The following is a 20,589-nucleotide window of genomic DNA, read 5'->3' as shown; positions in this document are numbered from 1 at the left end:
GTGACCAAGAACATCCTCATGCTCGCCACCCTGATGTCCGCGTTGCTGATTGCGGGCTGCGCCACCGATCGTGGTGAGCGGCGCGCGGCAGTACGTGGCGCGCTCATCGGTGCGGCCGGTGGCGCCGCCGTCGCAGCAGTCACGGGCGGAGATGCGCTGGACGGGGCAGCGATCGGCGCAGCTGGCGGCGCGGCGATCGGCGCGATCACCCATGACGGCAAGCGCCGCGACGTTTATCGCGACGGTCGCGGGCGCAAATATTGGACTGACGATAATGGTCGTCGCCATCGCGTTCGATAATGTCTTTACCGGGCGACTGCGGCACCCCTCTCCCGCCGCAGGGTCATTTGCCCCCTGATGACAGCCCGGTGCCTTCCGGCGATCTTTCCATGATCTCCGGAAGGCCTTTGTGCCTGTATTCGTACTACTCACCCGTCCAGGAGATCACCGTGTTCCACCGCCCGCGTACCGCGCAAGTTTCGCTGCTTATTCTAGGCCTGATGCTGGGTGCTTGCAGCGGCCAGGCGGACCAGCAAAAGGCGGCTCCCCCACCCCCACTGGTGGAAAGCATCACGATTGGGACGGAAGCGCTGCCTAACATCATCGAGTTGCCGGGACGGATTCAGGCGGTGCGTTCGGCGGAGGTGCGCGCGCGGGTCAACGGCATCGTCCAGCGACGCCTGTACCAGGAGGGAACCGATGTCGCCGAAGGCGCGCCGCTGTTCCAGATCGATCCCAGCCAGTATCGCGCGCAGGTGCAGCAGGGCCAGGCTGCGCTGCAACGGGCGTTGGCTGCGCGGGCCAATGCCGCGTCCGTCGTTGCGCGCTATCGACCGCTCGTCGCTGATCGCTCTGTGAGCGGCCAGGAAAATGACTCGGCCGTATCCGACTTGCGACAGGCCGAGGCGCAGGTAGCCGAAGCGCGCGCCGCTCTCGCGCAGAACCAGCTGGAACTGGGCTATGCCACGATACGCGCGCCCATCGCGGGCCGGGTGGGGCGTGCGGAAGTGACCGAAGGCGCGTTGGTCAGCGGCGGCGAGGCGACACTGATGACGCGGGTCAACCAGATGACCCCGGTCTATGCCGTCTTTACCCAGTCCAATTCCGCCATCCTCGACATGATCGCACAGGTCCGTTCCGGCGCGGTGCAGTTGTCGAGCCTGAGCAATATCGAGGTGCGGCTGGTGCTGGAAAATGGTGCCGACTACGGCATTGTGGGCCGGCTCGACTTTACCGACCAGTCGGTGGACCCGGAAACGGGCACCCAGACTGCGCGTGCGATTTTCGCCAACCCGCAACGGCTGTTGTCGCCCGGCCAGTTCGTGCGCGGTCGGCTGGAAATCGGCACGGTACGCGGCAGCGTCGCGGTGCCGGAACGGGCGATCCAGTTCCAGGGCGAGCAAGCCAGTGTCACCGTCATCGGCGCGGGCGATGTCGCCGCCAGCCGGCCGGTCCAGCTGGGCGCACAGATTGGTGGCCGCTGGATTGTCCATTCGGGCCTGAAGGCCGGCGAGCGCGTCATCACCGACGGCTGGCAGAAGGTGCGTCCTGGTCAAAAGGTTCGCACGCAGGCGCCAGGTTCGGGCAAGCCCACCGCACCCGCCAAGCCGGCGGGGCGCTGATCGATGGACCGTTTCTTCGTCTATAAGCCGGTATTTGCCTGGGTGATCGCGGCGTTCATCGCGCTTGCCGGCATCATTTCGCTCATGTCCCTGCCGATCGAGCAATATCCCTCGGTCGCGCCGCCCTCGCTTACCCTGTCCTTCACCTATACCGGCGCGGACGCGGAGACGCTCGACAAAAATGTCACCTCGGTGATCGAGCGCGAGCTGAACGGGATCGAGGGCTTTCTCTATATGACCTCGACCAGCCGTTCCAACGGCTCGGCATCGATCGTCCTGACCTTCCAGTCCGGCACCAATCTCGATGTCGCACGTACGCAGGTGCAGGACCGGGTCAGCCGCGCTGAGCAGCGCCTGCCCGAAGAAGTGCGGCGCCTGGGCATCCAGATCAACAGCAACAGCTCGGGCTTCCTGATGCTGCTGGCGCTCTCGTCAAAGACCGGTAAGTTGACGCCGCTGGAGATGGGCAATTATGCGGCGAACGGCGTCGTCAACGAATTGCGCCGCGTGTCCGGCGTGGGTGATGTGCAACTGTTCGGATCGCAATATGCGATGCGGATCTGGCTCGATCCCGCCAAGCTCGCAGGCTTCGGCCTGTCGCCCACCGCCGTGCTGAACGCGATCACCGAGCAGAACAGCCAGACCGCCGGCGGTGGCCTAGGCGAGCAGCCGGTGACGCGCGAGACGGAATTTACCGCCAAGATCGTCACGCAAAACCGTTTTTCGGACGCCGAGCAGTTCCGCAACATCATCATCCGCGCCAACACCGACGGATCGACCGTGCGCCTGCGCGACGTGGCGCGCGTGGAGCTGGGCCAGGACAGCTACGCCTTCAAGGCGAAGGTCAATGGCAAGGAAATCGCCGGCATGGGCGTGCAGCTCGCCGTCGGCGCCAACGCCGTCCAGACCGCGACCGCGATCCGCGCACGCATGGATGCGCTGCAAAAGACCTTTCCCGCCGACATGACCTGGTCGGTGCCGTTCGACACCACGCCCTTCATCAACGCCTCGATTGACAGCGTTATTAGCACGCTGATCGAGGCGATGGTGCTGGTGTTCGTCGTCATGTTCCTGTTCCTGCAGAATTGGCGATCGACGTTGATCCCGGCAGTCGTCGTACCGATTGCGCTGGCGGGCGCGTGCCTGGGCCTCTACCTCTTTGGCTTCACCATCAATACGCTCTCACTGTTCGGCATGGTCGTGGCGATCGGCATTCTGGTCGATGACGCGATCGTCGTCGTGGAAAATGTCGAGCGGATCATGGCGCAGGAGGGGTTGTCGCCCCGTCGCGCGACGGTGAAGGCCATGGGCCAGATCCGGGGGGCGATCATCGGCATCACGCTGGTGCTGATCGCGGTGTTCGTGCCGATGGCCTTCTTCCCCGGTTCGACCGGCGGCATCTATCGACAATTCTCGGTGACGCTGGCCGTCTCCATCTTCTTCTCGGCCGTGCTGGCGCTGACGCTGACACCTGCGCTGTGCGCGACGCTCCTGAAACCGCACAAGCCGCGTGAACGGGATGCGCCTGCGCAGTCGGGCGTACGCGGCCTGCCGCAGCGCTTCTTCCGCTGGTTCAACGACCGCTTTGGTTACGCGACGGATCGCTATGGCAACATGGTCGCCCGCATGACCAGCGCACCACTGCGCTGGCTGGCGGTATTCGTCGCCGTGCTGGGCGTCACCATCCTGCTCTTCATGCGCTTGCCCGGCGGGTTCCTGCCGACCGAAGATCAGGGCTATTTCCTCGTCAATTACGATGCGCCGCCCAGCGCCACCATGGGCCAGACCGAAAAAGCGGTGGGTCAGGCGGAAGCCTATCTGCGGGGCCAGCCGCAGGTGCGCAACGTGATGTCGATCATCGGCTATAATTTCTTCGGTCAGGGTCAGTCGGCGGCGATGTCCTTTGTCGATCTCCACCCGTGGGACGAGCGGACCGGCAAGGCGGACAGCATCGACGCACTGCTGGGCGGCACGATGGCGGCGGTGACCAATATCGTCAGCGCCACGATCTTCCCGATCAATCCCCCTCCGATCCAGTCGCTGGGCAATGCAACCGGCTTCTCGATGAAGATCGAGGACCGCAGCGGCACCGATCGACCCGGCCTGTTGGCAGCGCGCGACGCCATCTTGGCGGCGGCAGCGAAGGAGCCGTTGCTCGCCGGGGTGCGCCCCGACGGGCAGGGCGAAGCGCCCCAGCTCTATGTCGATATCGACCGGGTTCAGGCGCGCGCGCTCGGGCTTCAGATTGCCGACGTCAATGCTACGCTCGCGATCAATTTCGGGTCGGCCTATGCCAACGACTTCAGCCGCGACGGCAATGTGCTGCGGGTCTATCTCCAGTCCGACGCCTCGCACCGCATGACCGCGCAGGATGTGCTGGACCTGCGCGTGCCAGTCGCCTCGGCGGTGACGGCCACCGGAACCAGTGGCGCAAAGCTCGTGCCATTTTCCGCCTTCACCCGCGTCCATTGGAAAACCGCGCCGCTTCAGGTCGAGCGCTATAATGGCTATCCCTCGATCAGCATATCGGGCGCGGCGGCACCGGGCCAGTCGTCGGGCGCTGCGCTCAAGGCCATGGAGCGGATCGCGGGCGAGACATTGTCGGGCAGCCTCGCCTATGAATGGACCGGCACAGCCTATGAGGAAAAGCAGGCGGGCGGCCAGATCGGCATGTTGCTGGGCCTTTCGATGCTGGTCGTTTTCCTGCTGCTTGCCGCGCTCTACAATAGCTGGGCGATCCCGCTCTCGGTGCTGTTGGTCGTGCCGTTCGGCGTACTGGGCGCAGTGTTGTTCACAACGCTGCGCGGCCTGTCTGCAGATGTCTATTTCAACGTTGGCCTCATCACCATCATCGGCCTGGCCGCCAAGAACGCGATTCTGATCGTTGAGTTTGCGATCGACGACGAGAAGGGCGACACCACGACCCACGACGCAACGGTAGAGGCGTCGCGGCAGCGTCTTCGGCCGATTCTGATGACCAGCCTTGCCTTCATCCTGGGCATGATTCCGCTTGTCACGGCGGGGGGAGCAGGGGCGGCCAGCCGCCATGCGGTCGGCACCGGTGTGATGGGCGGCATGATCACCGCCACGCTGCTTGGCATCTTCTTCACGCCGGTATTCTACGTCGCGGCCCGCAAATGGCTCGCCCGCGCGCATGACCCGGAAGCGGAGGATGCGGCGGAGGACGCCGATGTTCCGGCTGACCCGAAGGGAGGATCGGCCCATGCATAAGATGATAATCGCCCTTTCGGCGACAACCCTCCTCGCGGGCTGCAACTTCGCGCCCGCGTACCGCCAGCCGGTCGCGCCAGTCTCCGCCGCTTTCCCCGCCGGGATGAGCGCAACCGGTCAGGATTCGCGCCTTGCGACGGAATTGGGCTGGCGCGACTATTTCGCGGATGAACGCCTCCAGGCGCTGATCGCGTTGTCGCTCGCCAACAATCGCGACCTGGCGCAGTCGCTCGCCCGCGTGGCACAAGCTCGCGCCCAGTATCGCATCCAGGACACGCAGCGGCTGCCGCAGGTCGACGCGAGCGGCGGCTACACGAAAACGCGCCAGCCCGCGAGCGCGCTTGGCGCCGGCGACGCCCTGGGGACCGGCGCGCTCACCTACGAAAATTTTACGGCCACTGCCGCGGTCAGCAGCTTCGAACTGGACCTCTGGGGCCGGGTCAGGAACCTGTCCGACGCGGCGCGCGCTGAATATCTGGCCTCGGTGCAGGGCGCTCGGGCCTTCCGCCTGTCACTCATCAGCCAGGTCGCTGCCGCTTATTATGCGATCCGATCGGGCGAGGAACGGATAGCGCTGGCGCAGGAAACGCTGACCGGCCGCATAGAGGGGCAACGCATCGCGCTGCGCCGGCTTGATGCCGGCGTCACCTCGACCGTCGACTATGACCAGACCGTGCTGCTGACGACGCAGGCACGCGCCGATCTCGCCGCCTTGCAGAGCCAAACGGAACAGGCGCGCAACCTGCTGATCGTGCTGGTGGGCGGGCCGATCGCTCATCCCCTGCCATCGGGGCGCCCGTTGGAGGATGCAGGCGCGTTCGAGCGTCTGGACGTTGGGGTGCCGTCCAACCTGCTATTGTCACGGCCTGACATCCTGCAGGCGGAATTTAGCCTGCGTGCGGCGAATGCCAATATCGGTGCCGCGCGCGCCGCCTTCTTTCCGACGATTTCGCTCACAGGTCAGTTCGGTTTTGCCGCCTCGGCATTGGATGGCCTGTTCAAGGGCGACAATAAGTCATGGTCCTATGGCGGCACCATCGGCTTGCCGATCTTCGACTGGGGTCGTCGTTCCGCAGCCGTTCGCCTCAGCCGCGCGCAGGCTGACGAGTTGACCGCAGCCTATCAGGGCGCCGTGCAGACGGCTTTTCGCGAAGTCGCCGATGCGCTCGCAGCGCGGCGCGGATTTGCCGAGCAAATCGCCGCCGTCAAGGACACCGTGGCTACCCAACAGCGCCTCGCCCGAACGGCGCGGCGCCGTTACGAGCAGGGCTTGTCCATCTACCTGCAAGTGCTCGACGCCGAACGCAGTCTGTTCTCCGCGCAACAGCAGTTGATCTCGCTTCGATCGAATGCGGTTCAGAATGAAGTCGCGCTTTATGTGGCGCTCGGCGGTGGCCTCAAGGAACGGTGGGATGTGCCTCTGGCGGATATTGGCCGGCCATGAAGCAGGATAAGTGTTCGGGCGTCTCCCCCGCCAGTCTGCACGGCATGATGCAAGATCGGCTCATCGTCCTACCACCGCGGATGACGCCGCCGATCTTTTTGGAACTGCTGCGCCAGATGGATAATGTCGCGACCGGCCGGCATGACGGGCATTTCGGGTCTGACTTGGCGCGTCTCATCCCGGCGCTTCGGCGCTATGCCCGTTCGCTGACCCGCGAAAGCGACGCAGCCGAAGATCTCGTCCAGGATACGCTGGCGAAATCATGGTCCGCCCGCGCGCAGTTCCAGCGCGGCACCTATCTGCGTGCTTGGACATTCACGATCCTGAAGCGGCTGTTCCTCAGCCAGCGCCGCCGGGATCGCTTCCATGGCGATTATGACGAGGTGTCGGCGGACCAGGCCCTCGCGATACCCGAATCTCAGACCGAGGCACTCTATTTGACCGATGTGTGGCGCGCGCTGAATACGCTACCGCTCACACAACGTTCGGCCCTTGCGATGATCGTGATGGACGGTCTTTCCTATGAGCAAGCGGCGGACCGGCTGGATATATCGCTGGCTGCCTTCAAAAGCCGAGTGTCGCGCGCCCGATCAGCCCTCACAGCACTGCTGGATGAGGAGCCAAGGGCACTACTGCCGCCACCTGCCGCCTCCAACGCCCAGCGGAAATCGGCAGAGCCGACGCTTCGTAACGCTTATGCTAACGCCAAAGCAACCGGGCACCCGTTGTGGATCGGATGATCCGTGGTCGGCACCTGCGCCATGACAACAAATCGGGTCAAAAACGGTATGGGCTTTGGTCCAGACCGATACCCAGTCGAACGCAATGCGCGGGATGGATGTAGTCAGGCCGAATAGGCAAATGGCCTCGGTGGCCGTCCGCTCAAGTTTGAAAATCTAGCGACATTGCGCCGTTCGATTTCAACGTATCGTGTGATCTGAGGCGAAGCAGAGGTGCCGAACGTCGGACGGCGATGAGGATCCCTGCGGTTTCCGGTGTCTTATACGCAGTTTGTCGGCGTGCGACAGCCGCTGACAAGACCATTCGACTAGACACCAAGGAGACAATCGATGGGACGCCTTGCAGGCAAGACCGCTATCATCACGGGCGCTGGTGGTGGCATCGGCCGCGCCCACGCATTACTGCTCGGGCAGGAAGGGGCAAACGTCGTCGTGAACGACATCGGCACCCGGGACGGTGCCAATGCCGCATCGGTCGTCGAGGAGATCCAGGCAGCAGGCGGCAAGGCGGTCGCCAGCACAGTATCTGCGACATGGGACGGGGCGAACCAGATCGTCGCCGATGCCGTAGCGGCCTTCGGCTCCATAGATATCATCCTGAACAATGCCGGCACCGCCGTGATGAACGACCTTTGGCGTTTCACCGAGGAGGAGTGGGACAAGACCTTCAACGTCGAGCCCAAAGGCTATTTCGCGCTGATTCGAGCAGCAACGCCCCATATGGCCCGCCAAGGGTCGGGGTGCATCGTCAATACCAGTTCCAGTTCTGGTTTCGGCCATCCGGGCGCAATCGCCCATGCTACCTCGCGCGAGGGCGTAATCGGTCTTACCCGCAGTGTGGCCAAGGAACTGGGCAGGTTCGGCATTCGCTGTAACGCGATAAGGCCCTTTGCGGTTGGTGCATCGACGAAAGAATTTTCCGATGTGTCGCGATCCTGGGAGCGCCTGACCCTCGTAAACTGACGCGACCACGCTAGCATGTGGGCAAAGCGATTGTGGGCTTCGGCAGTGTAGTCACATCAGTGATGCGGTCAACGTCACGGCTTTTGCGCGCTATTGATATACGGCGGCCCTAGGAAACGCCTCTGGCGTGGCAACGTCATGAATTGAGCGCTTTGCCACCCGGATGGTTTGCACGAGGCGAATGGCAGTTCCCAGCACGAGCGGTCGTTCACGGCCCGGCCAGTGAACGTCGCAAGTTGGTCGACACCTGCCAGATTGCGGACCGTCCGAACCTGGAGCGCTGAAAACGGGTGCTGAGCGTCTTACAAGGGTCGATTGCGTCGGATTCGGGTTAAATTTCAGGCAGAGCCTGCGTTGCGAACCCCCAGCCTTTTAGCCCTGCATTTCGCTTCAGCAGTGTTTCGATATCCTCGATCGAGAAGGGATGGGCGTCCTTCATTTTGCCCAATTCGTCCCAGCCGATCGGGACGGCGACGGGTGCGCCGGGGCGGGCGCGGGCGGAATAGGGAAGGATGGCGGTACTGCCGCGCTGGTTGCGCAGCCAGTCGATGAAGATGCGATCCTTGCGCTTGGCCTTGCTCATCGTCGCGATGAAGCGTTCAGGCTCGGCGGCGCTCAAGGCCTGGGCGAAGCGGGACGCGAAATCCTTGTGTGTGTCCCAGTCGTGGCCGGGTGTCAGCGGCACGACGACATGCACGCCCTTGCCACCCGAAAGCATAGCGAAGGAGACAAGGCCGATATCCGTGAGATGATCGCGTATATCGATAGCTGCCCGCTTCACCGTATCGAAGTCCAGCCCCTCGTCGGGGTCGAGGTCGAAGACCATCCGGTCGGGCTGTTCCACATCGTCGGTTCTGCTGGCCCAGCCATGAAATTCTATCGTCCCCATCTGGACGCAGGAAAGCAGGCCGTCGGTGTTCTCGACATAGATATAATCTTCTGATCCGCCATCCTTTTCCCGGATCGGCACCTGACGCACCGCCTTGCCGAAGGCGCCGCTGTCATGTTTCTGGAAAAAGCATTTCTTCGCACGCCCCTGCGGGCAGCGGACCAGGCTGATCGGCCGATTGGAGACGAAAGGCAGCATCAGCGGCGCCATGCGCATATAATAGTCCGCCAACTCCCCCTTGGTCTGGCCGCTTTCGGGGAAGATGATGCGATCACGGTTGCTGATCTTGACTGCGCTTTGGGGAGCGGGGACCGGTGCGGGCTTTTCAGGTTTCACCGTCCCGGCCGGCTTGTCTGCGCGCAGGCCAAGAAAGCTGCCATGACGGACGCGACCATCGCCGGTAAATTCGGCGAAGGAGATTTCGGCAACAAGCTTGGGCTTGATCCAGTTCACCCCGCGCGCCTCCGCGCTCGGTACGCCGGCTGTGGGCTTGTCCGTAGCCAGCGAGGCCATCGCCTTGGCCAGTTCGTCCATCGTCGCGCTGTCGAAGCCCGTCCCGACCTTGCCTTTGTAGGTCAGCGTCCTGCCTTCATGCTGCGCCAGCAGCAGGGATGCAAAAGGGCGTCCCTTGGCATTGCTCTTTGTCCACCCGACAAAAACAAACTCCTGCCGCCGGGTGCATTTGACCTTCACCCAATTGCGCGTCCGAGCGCTACGATAGGGCGCGTCGGCCCGCTTGGAGATGATGCCTTCCTGCCCCGCCTCGCAGAGTGACCGGAACAATGTCTCGCCGGCACCCAGAATATGATCGGAGACATGGATAGGCGGCTCGGCCATGTTTAGCAGCGCGGCGAGTCGCTCCTTGCGTTCGATGGTGGTCAGCCCTTTAAGATCCTGTCCGTCGAGCGAAAGGAGATCGAAGGCGAACAGGTGCAGAGGCTGTTCCGCATCCTCCTGACCCTGCCCACGCTTCAGCATGGTCTGGAGCGTCGAGAAATCGGGATTGCCGTTCCCGTCCAGCGCCACCACTTCGCCATCTATCAGGCAAGGGGGCAGGTCGAGCGCCGCGATCGCCTTTGTCAGCGGCGTAAATTTTTCGGTCCAGTCCAAGCCATTGCGCGTAAAGAGCGTCACCTTGTCTCCGCGCGCGGCGATCAGCGCGCGATAACCGTCATATTTGATCTCGTGCAGCCAATCATTCCCGGTCGGCACTGCATCGACTAAAGTGGCCAGTTGTGGTTTCACGAAGTGGGGCAAGGCCGTGGCGCCCGCCTTCCGCTTGCCGCCGACCTTGGCATTATGATCCTTCGCCGCCGCCATCTTGGCCACGAAGCTTTTGCCTTCCACCCCGGCGAGGGACTGTTCGCCGCCTTTGCCAGCTTCGATCTGCGCCATGGAACGATCCGTTAGCACGCTGGTCAGCGCACGCTCGACCAGCGCGTCACCCGATCCGGCCTCCTTGTCTTCGATCTTGCGCAACAGCCAATTCTCGCGCTTCTCCTTGGGACGCCCTTTCATCCGCACCAGCAGCCACTCTCCCTTCATCCGCTCTCCATGCAGGATGAAATGCAGGTGTCCGTCTTTCATGTCGGCGGCGCTCTTGCCCGCAATCGGTTCCCATGTCCCGCGATCCCACAGCATCACCGTGCCGCCGCCATATTCTCCCTTGGGAATCGATCCCTCGAACGTGCCATAGTCGAGCGGATGATCCTCAGTCCGCACTGCCAGCCTTTTGTCGGCCGGGTCGATGCTTGGCCCCTTTGTGACGGCCCAGCTTTTGAGGACGCCATCAATCTCCAACCGGAAATCCCAATGCAGCCGGGTCGCTGCATGTTTCTGTACGACGAAGCTGTTGCCCTTGCCTTTCGCAACCTGGCCCTTGGGTTCGCGGGTGCGGGCGAAATCGCGTTTCGCGTTATAGGTGGCAAGGGCGTCCTTGCTGGCCATCAGGCACTCTTGCGCTTTGCTGGGGTCACCTTCCTACTTTTCGTTCCCTTCGGATCGACCGTTTTCGACGTCGCGCTCTGGCCCGCCCCTGCGGATTTTTTCAGCGCGGCCATCAGGTCGATGACATTGCCCGCCTTTCGCCCCGCAGGTTCATCATCGACATCCTCAATGATCCGCTTGCCCTTGGCCTTTTTCTTCTTCTCGATCAGGCGGTGGAGCGCATCGACATAACGGTCGTGAAATTCCTCCGGCTTGAAGGGCGCGGTGCGCTTGTCGATGATGCTGACGGCCAGTTCCAGCATGTCGGGATCAGCCTCTTCGCCCGGAAGTCCGCGAAAATAGCTCTGCGCCTTCGTCACCTCGTCGGCATAGCGCAGCACTTCCAACACCAGCCCGCGCCCGCACGGCTTCAACGACACCAATTGCTCGCGCCCTCGCACTGACAATTGACCGAGGCCGACTTTCTTCGTTTCCCGCAATGCGTCGCGCAGCACGGCATAGGCTTCCTCAGCCAGATCGTCGGCGGGCAGGACGAAATAGGGCTTCTCATAATAAAGCACATCGATCGCATCGGCATCGACAAATTGGACGAGATCCAGCGTCTTGCGGCTCTCAATCTTGACCGACTCAATCTCATCCTGCTCCAGCAGGACATAATTGCCTCTGGAAATCTCATAACCTTTGAAGATCTCGTCCCGGTCGACCGGACCGACTCCGCTTACCACCTTGTCATAATGTATCGGTTTGCCCGTCGGCTCGTGGATCTGGCGAAAGGATATGGCAGGGCCGGATTTGGTAGCCGGGTAAATTTCGACCGGAATCGAAACCAGCGCCAGCTTGATTTGACCCTGCCAATATGCGCGTGCGGACATGAACGACCTCCGCCCTATCAGCGTATGGCCACAAGGTTGGTTCCCATCATGGGGTTTGTACAAGGGCGCGCATTGAAATCAGGCGATCGTTGCTATTCGAGCGTTGCTGCCATGCGGCATCGGCTTGACGACGGCCTGATCGCCTATCCGGTCAAACGCGATATCGACCTTCGCGGCGCCGATGCCCAGCCTCCTTATGGTGAGGCTTTGGAGGAAATGCGGCAGGGTGGGTTTGTGGAACGAGATTTGCGCCGCCGGGACGTCAAACCACAGTCCGAGACTCGATTGGATCAGTGCCAGCGGCGCGGCGGCTGACCATGCCTGCGGACTACAGGCAACCGGATAGAAGGTCGGCCCCTGAGAGCGGCGACGCGGGAAGCCGCAAAACAGTTCGGGCAGGCGCATCATGTCGACATAGGTGGCCGCGGCGAACAGCCCCTCGAATATCTGGGCAGCTTCGCGCTGATAGCCATAGCGGGAAAAACCACCCGCAATCAGGGCATTGTCATGCGGCCAGATCGACCCATTATGATAGCTCATGGGATTATACCGCTTTTCGGTCGAAGCGATCGTCCGTACGCCCCAGCCAGAAAAGGAGGCTGGTGCCATTAGCGTACGCACCACGGCTTCGGCGCGCTCCTCGCGTGCCAGCCCGGTGTAGAGGACGTGCCCGGCGTTGGAGGACCGCACCCGGCACGGCTGCTTATCGCCATCAAGCGCCAGCACATAGGTGCCAAGTGTCGCGTCGAAAAAGGCAGCGTCGAACCGGTCGATCAACTGCGCGGCACGATCCCGATAGACCGCTGCGCGTTCATCTTCGCCAACTGCGCCAAATAGCGCCTCAGCCGCTTTCCACGCGCCGTACACATAGGCCTGAACCTCTACGAGAGCGATGGGGCCGCGTGCGATGCTGCCGTCAGCATGGAAGATGGAATCATGGCTGTCCTTCCAGCCCTGATTTTGCAGGCCCTGGTCGGTCAGGCGACCATATTCGACAAATCCGTCGCCATCGCGGTCGCCATGCGTGTCGATCCAACTGAGCGCCGCATCGATATTCGGCAGGATCCTTTGCAGAAATGCAATGTCGCCAGTGCGTTCCAGATAGGCACCCGCCAGCATCACGAACAATGGGGTGGAATCGATGCTGCCATAATAATGACGGAACGGTACTTCGCCCAACTCGGCCATTTCCCCATGGCGCACCTCATGCAATATTTTCCCCGGTTCGGCGTCGGCCGCCGGATCAAAGCTGGTTGCCTGGTGCGCGGCCAGATAGCCCAGAACGCCACGGCTGATCGCCGGGTCCATCCATAGGGTTTCGAGCGCCGTGATGATCGCGTCACGCCCGAATATCGTGCTGAACCAGGGGATGCCGGCATAGGGATAGGGGCCAAATTCGGTATCGGTGGACAGCATGGATATGTCCGCGACGGATCGACGCGTGACTTCGTTGAACAGATCGTTGGACGAATGCAGGGCTGCCGCCCGCTTGCGCGCGGCCCCGAGCGCATGCATCGCTTCGCGCAGAGACTTAAGAAACTGCTTGGGCAGTGCATCACTGGTTTCCACCCGGCCGCAGCCTATGCGGGTGAACAGCGCGCAGCGCTGGCCAGGCAGCACCGTAACGTCGAAGCGTGCATAGCTGTCCGTAAGTTCGCTGGGTACAGGATCAAAATGCAGATGGGTCTGTCGTTCACGATCGTCTCGTCCAAGATAGCCCAATAGCACATCTGCCGTCCCGACCTGCGCCTCGCGCATGGCTCCGTGACGCAAGCGCGTCATGCCACGTATCTCGAACAGGTCGGCAAAGTCCGCCGCAAAGCTCAGGTCGATTCTAATCTGGCGCGCTTCGGTATCGAAATTGCGGATTGTGATCCGTTCGTACAGGGCATCCTTCCACAGGAAGCGGGTGCGGCGCAGGTGGATCAGGTCATGCTCCACGGCAACCTTGCCATCCTCCCCGAAGAAATCGGGATTGGCGAGATCGCATGTCAGCATGGCATTGTCGTCGCGCAGCGCCGAACTCAGCAGGATGGGCCGCATCCCGTTGATCGTAAGATACAGGTGCGAGAGATAGCGCGTGTCCCGATGGTATAGACCCTCCGGGCTGCCCGGTCCGGAAATCGCGTCACCGCTATGGTCGAACACGGCAAAGCTGTCGCCATGTTTGAGCGTGCGTGGCCTGCGTTCATGGAGCGAGGCGGTCGCAGGGATGAAGAACTGGGTCTGCCCCTGGGAGAGCGCCTGCCCGCCTGCAATGCCGTGCAGTTCGGGCTGGGGCTGGATCAGCGTCATGGCGGCTCCTATGCGACTATCTGAAGTTCGGCATCTTCTCCGCGCCGACGGCGCAGCCGGGCAGCGTCGGTGCGCGCGCCGGGCAGATCACGATATAGCGCGACATAGTCAGTCGCCATGCGCTCCGCCGTGAAGCGTGCGTCAAATGCGCCGCGCACCCGTGCGCGGTCCAGATGCGACAAGGCAGCGACTGCCGCCACCGCTTCATCTTCACTTTCGACGATATAGCCAGAGACGCCGTGCTGGATGACTTCGGGAACCGAACCGCAGCGGAAAGCGATGACCGGCGTCGCGCAGGCCATCGCTTCGATCATCACCAGACCGAAGGGTTCGGGCCAGTCGATGGGGAACAGCAAAGCGCTCGCCTGCCCCAGAAACTGGGCCTTTTGCTGCTCGTTAATCTCGCCAATATATTCGACATTGGGATAGCGATCGACCAGCGGGGCGATTTCGTCTTGCCAGTAGGCCCGGTCGACATTGTCGATCTTGGCCGCGATCTTGAGTTTCCGGCCCGATCGTGCAGCAATTCGTATCGCCCGATCGGGCCGCTTTTCGGGAGATATACGGCCCAAAAACGCCAGATAATTCTCGCCCGCGCTCAATCGTGGTGTCAGCAGGTCAGCGGGCAGGCCATGATAGATAGTCCCACCCCAATTGACCGGGGGCATGGTGAATCGTTGATGGTCGGAAATCGACACCAGACTATGATCGGGAAATGCGCGATAGAAAGGCGGCAGATCGGGCAGATCTAGCCGACCATGCAGCGTTGTAACGGTACGTCCGATAAAGTTTTGAACCATTGGCAGATGCAGCATGTCGATGTGGAAGTGCAGCGCGTCGAACTCGTCGGCGCGACGGCGTACCTCTTCCAGCATGACCATATGATAGGGAATGGTATCGACCACGGCAGGATTGAGCCGAAGCGCCATCTCGGTGATCGGCACCAGTTCAGCGCTCGTTTGAGAATCACCACTGGCAAACAGTGTGACATCATGACCCTGACGAACAAGCTCTTCGGTCAGATAAGAAACAATACGCTCGGTGCCGCCGTATAATTTGGGCGGCACGCTTTCAGCCAAGGGGGCAATTTGCGCGATCTTCATGCAGGCGGTCCTCTCAATCGAGTGGAGCCCTCCGTTCCCCGACCAGCGGCAGGCTGCATCGGTATAAGCGTTCAGACACCGTCTGGTTTCATCAGCGGGAAACGCTTCGTCTCAAATGCTTGTGGCCATATCTTTGCTGGAGAGCATAGATGAAACATCATCCCGTCCAGTGATGTCTCATCCACCATATGGCCAGCCTTACGCCGCAAGAGGTCGGCAACAGAACGAGCCTTGTCTGCGCAGCTGGCCGGACTTCGTGGCGGACTAAGCCACTCAAAACTTTGCTCAACCATGTCTGCGCATCAGGTCAAATGCTGGACATGACAGATGCGTATTAGCGTAACGCTGCCCGGCGGGTGGGCGTTAAACGGGGCAGATCGGCAAAAGTGGAGGTCCCACTGCGGTAGATGGACGGAGAGTTGAACGCGGCTGCCCGAACCGGACCTTCCAAAGCCGAGCAATCAAGATCTTGGGCTGAACGGCTGCAAAGGGTCGATAGCAGGGTGTCCCTTGTGCCTCTAATCTGACATAGCGCACATCAGAACCGCTGATCCTCGTATTCGCAGAGCCCAGAGGACCAGGTCAGTGCGATGTGGCCATCTCACCCGAGGCCAGCGATCGCTATTTTGTGGCGCTCTCCGATAATTGAAGCCCACAGCCCTTGAGCACGGACACGACCAGCTTCGGCTTATCGGCAGCATCCGCCAGGGCCACCATCTTCTCGCCCATTTGCATGCAAACTGCTTTGTTGGCGGGATTGGTGCTGTCTTTTACACCCTGCGCCATTTGCTGCGCCGCAACTCCTGTCGCAAAAACCTTGCCCAGCCCGAGCGTCGCCCCGTCACTCTTCCCACCTGCGCTGCCGTTGAAACTGCCGTAGAGCGACAAAGCATCCTGTTTGGCGTCCCCGGAACTCAAGTGCTTCTCTTCGATCAGGCGCTTACGGTCGGCTAGCGCCGCGTCGATGCGCTGATTGGCCGTTTCGATTTCACCAGATAGCGTTTTGCTGCGGGCGTTGAGCACGATGATATCGAGCGCGTTGAGCGATGCTAATTCAGTAATCAACACAGTTTTGCGGCCTTTGTCATTCTCCGAAAGAACCCGAGGGCCGTCCGTGACCGGGTCGTGTGCTGGATTTTTCAAGGCTTCCAGCTCGGCTTCCTTATCTTTCTTCGACTTCATCTGGTCTATCAAGTCATTCACACCCGCCAACTCGGTCTGCTTAGCGTTGCGTTCAAGCTTGGCTGTTTCGATGCTTTTTTCGAGTTCGTCGATTTGCCGTTCGCTGGCTTGAGATTTGCCCGTAATATTGTTCTGGCCAGTGATGACTTGAACCTCGTGCAGCCTCGCGTCGCATTGACCCGTTTTGGCGCAGCGCTTGGCGACAGCTACGGGCACGAATGCAGAGTCCAGCGCTTTGAAGCCAATGTTGACGTCGAGGCCTGGACTGTCGGGGGTTCCTGCCGCGACGGTGACGCCAAACTGGTTTTTCGAAGCATAAACAAGTGGTGCCTGCTCCATGGGATAGCAGCCGGCCGACAAAAAACACATGGCGACAGCCATTATCTTGCTATTCATTTAGACCCCCCGTTTATCGCGCAAATACTAGAATTCCCCGCCAACAACTTGTTCCAGAAGTCCTTTTCGCGTTGTCCGCCAGATGGGTTGAACAGGACGACGCGACAGTCTTCAGCACCGCGCACGATGGCGACTTGTTCGGAGCGGTACCCCAAGGTGGCGCCACCTTGGCCGGGCACTAATCCAAAGCCTTTGAGCCTGTACGCAACGATTGGGGCGTCGGGCCGAGCATTAATTGACAAGATGCCAAAGCGGCTCACCGTCACACCCTCGGCGCCTTCAACGTGAATCATCGTACAACCGCTGCAAAGCAGCGACAACGCAGTCGCAAAGCGAGTAGTCAAACTTGACATGTGGCCCCCACCATCCCGCAAACATAAGCAACGAGACATGTAGGTTAAATATGTACCCCTATAAATACCCTAAGTGCAATAGATTAATTATGCGAGATATGATTCGCAGTATAAAATGCTTCACATAGGTACGGCATCCGAAACTCACAACTCTGTATTTGGGCGTACGCAACGCCGCTAATTGAACGGCACGTTTTTGCATTTCTCCGCTGCTCACTCAAAGTCTGGTGTAGGGGGCGTAATTAGCCGGCTGCTATCAGCGTGGCGAATGGCGGGTGCCGGCGTGAGCGAACATTCCCACTACCGCTTCGGCACGGCATATGTTGGTCGCGAACTCCTTGTGAGTTCTCCGTTGGCGATCAGCAACTTTCGCCTTCGCCTTCCACAGTCGGCCGGCTCCGTGCTTTCGAAAGCCGACGTGCCCATTAAAAAAAACCCGCCGGAGCGAACACTACGACGGGGCCGAAGTTCAGGGAGGCTGTCGCTCCAAAGGGGAAGAGTGACAGAGGCTGATAGAGCGCTGACGCACACCCTTTCAATGGCCCGTTGTTGGCGCAATCGGCCATGCCGCCCGTTCATGGGCATCACCCCCCGCCCAGCAGTTCCCTCTCCTGCCCCCGCCAACCAGGCACGACCACACCTCTGGCCAGCAATGCGGCGCTGCTCAGACCGGCCGACTGCTCGCCGCGCAAGATGGCGTCGGACACCTGCTCGCGCTCGCACAGGCGGGTGATGTTGATCTCGCCCTGCCTAATCTCCGCCCACCAGCGATGTGCCTGGACGATAAGCTTCGTCAGCGCCGGATCGACCCGGCGAGAGGCATGCTGGCCATTGCTCTGGATCAGCCGCATCGCCCGGCCCGACCGGGTCAGGCGGATGGCGGAAGTGNGGCGTCGGACACCTGCTCGCGCTCGCACAGGCGGGGGATGTTGATCTCGCCCTGCCTAATCTCCGCCCACCAGCGATGTGCCTGGACGATAAGCTTCGTCAGCGCCGGATCGACCCGGCGAGAGGCATGCTGGCCATTGCTCTGGATCAGCCGCATCGCCCGGCCCGACCGGGTCAGGCGGATGGCGGAAGTTAGGGTCAGTTCGGCTGCGGCGTCGAGGTCTGCGTCGATGTTGAGCAACGCCGCTATCTGGATGAGCGAACAGAGGATCGTTACCCTCCCCTTCTCAACCTGCGCCCTGATCGCGATGTCCCGGACCGGTTCATGGCCCCCGAGCCGGATGCGAGCGGCAACTTCGGCGGACCGCTGTTCGATATGCGCCAGCATAGCGGGCTGTCAAAGCAAGCGGTATCGGCAGGCATGACAAAGCCCGCTGGCAACCCGTTCCGCTATTTCAATTCGTCGCCCGAGGTGATCCGCCGCGTCGTGATGATGTACGTCCGCTTCCCCTTGTCTCTGCGGAATGTCGAAGACTTGCTGTTCGAGCGCGGTATCGACATCTGCCATGAAACGGTGCGGCTCTGGTGGAAAAGATTTGGTCCGCTGTTTGCGGGCGATATCCGCAGGCAGCGGATCAGCCGCATTAAGGGCTTTCGTCACTGGCGCTGGCATCTTGATGAGATGTACGTCAAGATCAACGGCGAGATGGTCTACCTCTGGCGTGCCGTTGATCATGAGGGCGAAATCCTCGAGAGCTACGTCACGAAGACCCGCGACAGGAAGGCCGCTCTGATCTTCATGAAGAAGGCGCTCAAGCGGCATGGCTCACCTGAAGCGATCACCACCGACGGGCTGAGATCCTACGGCGCGGCGATGAACGAACTTGGCAATCGCGAGAAGCAGGAGGTCGGTCGCTGGGCGAACAACAGGGTGGAGAACAGCCACGTCTCCTTCCGACGACGAGAGCGCGCAATGCTGCGCTTCAGACAGATGAAGGCACTACAAAAATTCGCCTCCGTCCATGCCAACCTGCACAACCACTTCTCGCTCGAGCGTCACCTCATAGATCGAAAAACATTCAAGGAGAGACGCTCTGCCGCTCTGGCAGAGTGGCGGGTAGTCGCGAACTAGCCCCCTACCCGTCTCAGCCGGAATGCATCTGGTGGAGACGAGTTCGCATTAGACTGACAACACCCCTCGGAATCATATCGAAACCCGATCGTCCACCATTACGAAACCGTTCTGACACAGCCTCTAAGAGAATCAATGCTTGCCATCACCGCAAAATGGTGAATTTTCAACCGCCATGCGAACTTCAATGTTGACCTTCCGATAGGGTCTATTTCATCTTGTAACACGAGCGGCATAGACCTGATTACTGCCGTCCATGTTGGACCGGAATATCATCCACTTGCGGTCCGGCGTGAAGGTGATGTTCGGTTCTAGCCGATAGTCGTGGCGCCGCATGTCGACGATCTTTTCTGTCTCGACCGTGCCCGGCGCAATCAGATTGGCGGCATTGTCGGCATGGATGCCCGCGACATCGGGAATTGCCTTTGGTGTGAAGAGATAGAGATATTTGCCATCAGGGGCATGGGCGACCATTTCGCTGTCACCGCCATCGCCAGAAAAGCGCTTCATGTCCGGCGACTGATTATAATGGACCGACCACATGTTGCGGTCGACATGATACCATGCCCGCTTGCCGGTCGCGATCTCATATCCCGCCAGCCAGAATACTTCGCCGCGCGGCGTCTGAAGATCGTACCAGATCCATTTGCCGTCAGGCGAGAAGAACTCGTGTCCGGCAATTTCCATGTTCATGGTGCGCTTATGCACCTGCCTCTGGTCGCTGCCATCGGTGCGGATCGTCCAGATGCGGTCGACCTTGTGCCACGGACCTTCATGGCAATACATGATCAGGCCGGGGTCGGTGGGCGAAAACTGGACATGGTTGAGCCAGTCGGTGGAGGCGACCACAACCTTGCGCACGCCGGTGCGGATATCGACGGTGAAAATCTCCATCGGGATCTTCGCCTCCAGCCGTTCATTGAGGCGCACTTCCTTCGCCTCGGCAAAGCTCAGCGCTTTGCCATCCGGACCGTTGGCGGCATAATTGGCCTGACCGAACTGCTGCTTGATTTCCGGTGCCTTGCCCTTCGCGGTGCCATCGGGCTGGAGCGGCTTGTCGCTCGCCGCCCATTGACCCAGCAACAGCGTTTCGTCGGCATTGATCGACCCGATTGATCCCTGCGCCACGGTCGCGATCCTGCGGACCTTGCCGCTGTCGATGTCGGCGGCGAAGATCGTGGTCGCCCCCGCCCCGTCATCGCGGCGACGACCGGAATAATAGACGCTGCGGGTCTTGCGGCCGGTAAAGAGAAGTTGCAGTTCCGCGCCCTTGACCAGCGGCCTGACGCTCCAGTCCGCCAGGGTCACGACGCTGATCCCCTCAGGCGTGGAGATGACCATCTTGTCGCCCTGCGGCGTATAGCCGTTCTGGTGGAAATAGAGGCTGGCCGCGCCGCCGGGCTGGTCCGTGATCTGGACTATCTCATGCCCCGTCAGCGCGTCGGTCCATTGTCTCACCGGCTTTGCCATCGCCGTGCCGCCCCAAGCCAGCGCCACGAGCGCCAGAGCCGAAATGCTGTTTTTCATCCGCT

The 20,589-nt window shown here is 61.1% G+C and carries 13 protein-coding genes and 1 pseudogene; 7 read left to right on the top strand and 7 right to left on the bottom strand.

The window, feature by feature from the left end; genetic code table 11:
* The 6 genes from ASE85_RS17325 to ASE85_RS17300 all read left to right on the top strand — a co-directional run bounded on the left by ASE85_RS17325 (nucleotide 1) and on the right by ASE85_RS17300 (nucleotide 8,000).
* Nucleotides 1–300 carry a glycine zipper domain-containing protein gene (locus ASE85_RS17325; protein WP_235523597.1) on the top strand — a complete coding sequence of 100 codons (300 nt, stop codon included), beginning with the start codon at nucleotides 1–3 and terminating at the stop codon, nucleotides 298–300.
* A 149-nt stretch (nucleotides 301–449) separates the two neighbouring features.
* On the top strand, nucleotides 450–1,622 hold the full coding sequence (locus ASE85_RS17320) for an efflux RND transporter periplasmic adaptor subunit (protein ID WP_235523596.1): 1,173 nt from the start codon (nucleotides 450–452) through the stop codon (nucleotides 1,620–1,622).
* 3 nt (nucleotides 1,623–1,625) lie between these two features.
* On the top strand, nucleotides 1,626–4,853 hold the full coding sequence (locus ASE85_RS17315) for a multidrug efflux RND transporter permease subunit (RefSeq protein WP_056691196.1): 3,228 nt from the start codon (nucleotides 1,626–1,628) through the stop codon (nucleotides 4,851–4,853).
* Nucleotides 4,846–6,297 (top strand): efflux transporter outer membrane subunit, encoded by a 1,452-nt coding sequence (locus tag ASE85_RS17310; protein WP_056691193.1) that lies wholly within the window; start codon nucleotides 4,846–4,848, stop codon nucleotides 6,295–6,297. The genes ASE85_RS17315 and ASE85_RS17310 overlap by 8 nt, the downstream gene beginning before the upstream one ends.
* The gene (locus tag ASE85_RS17305) at nucleotides 6,294–7,037 is read left to right on the top strand and encodes a sigma-70 family RNA polymerase sigma factor (RefSeq protein WP_082462898.1); all 744 of its coding nucleotides are present in this window, start codon (nucleotides 6,294–6,296) and stop codon (nucleotides 7,035–7,037) included. Before ASE85_RS17310 ends, ASE85_RS17305 begins: the two co-directional genes overlap by 4 nt.
* Nucleotides 7,038–7,367: 330 nt before the next feature.
* Nucleotides 7,368–8,000 (top strand): SDR family NAD(P)-dependent oxidoreductase, encoded by a 633-nt coding sequence (locus ASE85_RS17300; protein WP_056691187.1) that lies wholly within the window; start codon nucleotides 7,368–7,370, stop codon nucleotides 7,998–8,000.
* A gap of 331 nt (nucleotides 8,001–8,331) precedes the next feature.
* Here ASE85_RS17300 and ligD read toward each other — a convergent pair whose 3' ends face one another.
* The 6 genes and pseudogenes from ligD to ASE85_RS17260 all read right to left on the bottom strand — a co-directional run.
* Nucleotides 8,332–10,836: a DNA ligase D gene (ligD, locus tag ASE85_RS17295; protein WP_056691184.1), complete on the bottom strand. Its 2,505-nt coding sequence runs from the start codon at nucleotides 10,834–10,836 to the stop codon at nucleotides 8,332–8,334.
* Complete coding sequence (gene ku, locus ASE85_RS17290) at nucleotides 10,836–11,708, bottom strand: non-homologous end joining protein Ku (RefSeq protein WP_056691180.1); 873 nt, start codon at nucleotides 11,706–11,708, stop codon at nucleotides 10,836–10,838. The genes ligD and ku overlap by 1 nt, the downstream gene beginning before the upstream one ends.
* Nucleotides 11,709–11,786: 78 nt before the next feature.
* The gene (locus tag ASE85_RS17285) at nucleotides 11,787–14,003 is read right to left on the bottom strand and encodes an amylo-alpha-1,6-glucosidase (protein ID WP_056691177.1); all 2,217 of its coding nucleotides are present in this window, start codon (nucleotides 14,001–14,003) and stop codon (nucleotides 11,787–11,789) included.
* A gap of 8 nt (nucleotides 14,004–14,011) precedes the next feature.
* The gene (locus tag ASE85_RS17280; protein WP_056691174.1) at nucleotides 14,012–15,106 is read right to left on the bottom strand and encodes a glycosyltransferase family 4 protein; all 1,095 of its coding nucleotides are present in this window, start codon (nucleotides 15,104–15,106) and stop codon (nucleotides 14,012–14,014) included.
* A 621-nt stretch (nucleotides 15,107–15,727) separates the two neighbouring features.
* Nucleotides 15,728–16,684: a hypothetical protein gene (locus ASE85_RS17275; protein WP_056691171.1), complete on the bottom strand. Its 957-nt coding sequence runs from the start codon at nucleotides 16,682–16,684 to the stop codon at nucleotides 15,728–15,730.
* A 1,242-nt stretch (nucleotides 16,685–17,926) separates the two neighbouring features.
* Nucleotides 17,927–18,313: pseudogene (locus ASE85_RS17260) on the bottom strand (hypothetical protein); the annotation flags it as partial.
* Nucleotides 18,314–18,346: 33 nt separating this feature from the next.
* Between ASE85_RS17260 and ASE85_RS17255 the strand changes: the two are divergent.
* Nucleotides 18,347–19,057 (top strand): IS6 family transposase, encoded by a 711-nt coding sequence (locus tag ASE85_RS17255; protein WP_056691157.1) that lies wholly within the window; start codon nucleotides 18,347–18,349, stop codon nucleotides 19,055–19,057.
* 213 nt (nucleotides 19,058–19,270) lie between these two features.
* On the opposite strand, the gene ASE85_RS17250 is transcribed toward ASE85_RS17255, so the two are convergent.
* Nucleotides 19,271–20,584, bottom strand: a complete 1,314-nt coding sequence (locus tag ASE85_RS17250; RefSeq protein WP_056691349.1) for an oligogalacturonate lyase family protein — start codon at nucleotides 20,582–20,584, stop codon at nucleotides 19,271–19,273.
* Nucleotides 20,585–20,589: the final 5 nt, after the last annotated feature.

Source organism: Sphingobium sp. Leaf26, from assembly GCF_001421665.1.
GTDB lineage: Bacteria > Pseudomonadota > Alphaproteobacteria > Sphingomonadales > Sphingomonadaceae > Sphingobium.
The sequence above is the reverse complement of the archived record's forward strand: the minus strand, read 5'-3'. Positions and strand labels throughout refer to the sequence as shown.

Coding starts and splice junctions, on each gene's coding strand:
- ASE85_RS17315 (WP_056691196.1), top strand. CDS start 1,626: ATGGACCGTTTCTTCGTCTATAAGCCGGTATTTGCCTGGGTGATCGCG.
- ASE85_RS17310 (WP_056691193.1), top strand. CDS start 4,846: ATGCATAAGATGATAATCGCCCTTTCGGCGACAACCCTCCTCGCGGGC.
- ASE85_RS17305 (WP_082462898.1), top strand. CDS start 6,294: ATGAAGCAGGATAAGTGTTCGGGCGTCTCCCCCGCCAGTCTGCACGGC.
- ASE85_RS17300 (WP_056691187.1), top strand. CDS start 7,368: ATGGGACGCCTTGCAGGCAAGACCGCTATCATCACGGGCGCTGGTGGT.
- ligD (WP_056691184.1), bottom strand. CDS start 10,836: ATGGCCAGCAAGGACGCCCTTGCCACCTATAACGCGAAACGCGATTTC.
- ku (WP_056691180.1), bottom strand. CDS start 11,708: ATGTCCGCACGCGCATATTGGCAGGGTCAAATCAAGCTGGCGCTGGTT.
- ASE85_RS17285 (WP_056691177.1), bottom strand. CDS start 14,003: ATGACGCTGATCCAGCCCCAGCCCGAACTGCACGGCATTGCAGGCGGG.
- ASE85_RS17280 (WP_056691174.1), bottom strand. CDS start 15,106: ATGAAGATCGCGCAAATTGCCCCCTTGGCTGAAAGCGTGCCGCCCAAA.
- ASE85_RS17275 (WP_056691171.1), bottom strand. CDS start 16,684: ATGAATAGCAAGATAATGGCTGTCGCCATGTGTTTTTTGTCGGCCGGC.
- ASE85_RS17255 (WP_056691157.1), top strand. CDS start 18,347: ATGACAAAGCCCGCTGGCAACCCGTTCCGCTATTTCAATTCGTCGCCC.
- ASE85_RS17250 (WP_056691349.1), bottom strand. CDS start 20,584: ATGAAAAACAGCATTTCGGCTCTGGCGCTCGTGGCGCTGGCTTGGGGC.